At 63.4% G+C, this 1,211-nt stretch carries 1 protein-coding gene; it reads right to left on the bottom strand.

Annotated features, from left to right (window positions below; all coding sequences use genetic code 11):
- Nucleotides 1-147 precede the first annotated feature (147 nt).
- The gene (locus CJZ98_RS18650; protein ID WP_157911102.1) at nt 148-645 is read right to left on the bottom strand and encodes a site-specific integrase; all 498 of its coding nucleotides are present in this window, start codon (nt 643-645) and stop codon (nt 148-150) included.
- Nucleotides 646-1,211: the final 566 nt, after the last annotated feature.

Raw genomic sequence — 1,211 nt, 5'->3', positions numbered from 1 at the left:
ACTGAGCCACCAGCTTGCGACGCTAGAGGCCAATCCAGGCTTAAAGAATATTGGCTGATCTAAGCGGGCACTCAAGCCTCTATTGTCCAGAGTTTCCTTAGGCAAAAGACCCTTGGCTTATGAGGTTGTTTAGAAAACGGCTTTTGGTCATGCTTGGGTCTGTGTGCTTTCGCTAAAGCGGTGTGCTGCCTTGGCAAAGGCGTCATCGACCACGTCATCCCCGCACCAGCGGCTGTAGGCGGCCAGATGGGTCTGCACGCTGTGGCCCATCGCCGCGGCCACCACCTTGGGCGGCAGGTCGCAGATCACGTGGGCCCGGTGGGCGTAGCCGTGCCGGCAGGAGTAGGGCACGAGCTTCTCGCCCTTGGCTTCGTACTCCTGCCGGAGCTTGTTCCAGAGGGGGCGTCGGTGCAGGTACTGCCTGATGTCGTTGCCGCAGAAGCCGGAACGCATCGGCGGGAGATCGCCAGGGCAGAACTGCTCGGCCAGCTTCCAGTCGACTGCCCAGTCGTCACAGGGCAGCAGCCGCAGGGCGCGAGGTTTGGTCTTGCCGCGGGAGGCCACCTTTTCATAGGTGCACCACAGGCGCCCATCGCGTAGCTGCAGGTGCTGGAGCTCCTCGGGGCGCAATCCGTAGGCGGCCATCAGCTGGAAGGCCAGTCGCCACCGCGTGTCGGGCAAAGCCCGCACCAAAGCCAGGATGTGGTCCACCTCCAGGGGGGTTGTGACTGCTTTCGCGGAGCGTGACCGCCCCACAAAGGGTCTGAGGTCGGTTGGTGGCTCCCATTGGGTTGCTGGGAGTTGGCCCTGGGCCACCGCCCAACGGAGCAGCGCCGAGGTGGCCTGCATCTGAATCTGCCGGGTCCGCCCACCAGGCTTGTCCGCCCAGTGCAGGGTGAGCCGATCCAGCAGCTGGGGGGCGCTTCGGGGTGGCTGTCGGGTGGCGAAGGCTTCCAGTACCAGCTTCATGTGGTGCCGATGCACCCTGGTCCAGGTTGACTCCTTGATTTCGCCGCTGCGGATTTTGTACTCGCGATAGCGCTCGATTAAGCCATTCCAGTCCATCTGCTGTTCAGGATTCGCCCTCTGAGCAGTAGCAGATCCGCCATCTGATGCTGGCGTCCCCTTCAGTGGTGTAATTCCCCCGGCACTCCCACCCCGGCGTAGCTGGGGTGGGCCGCGCACCTCAGGCGATCGGCTCCACAGCTGAC

Source organism: Vulcanococcus limneticus LL (assembly GCF_002252705.1).
GTDB classification, from domain to species: Bacteria; Cyanobacteriota; Cyanobacteriia; order PCC-6307; family Cyanobiaceae; genus Vulcanococcus; species Vulcanococcus limneticus.
Note: the sequence above shows the minus strand (reverse complement) of the source record. Positions and strands in the feature narration are given on the sequence as shown.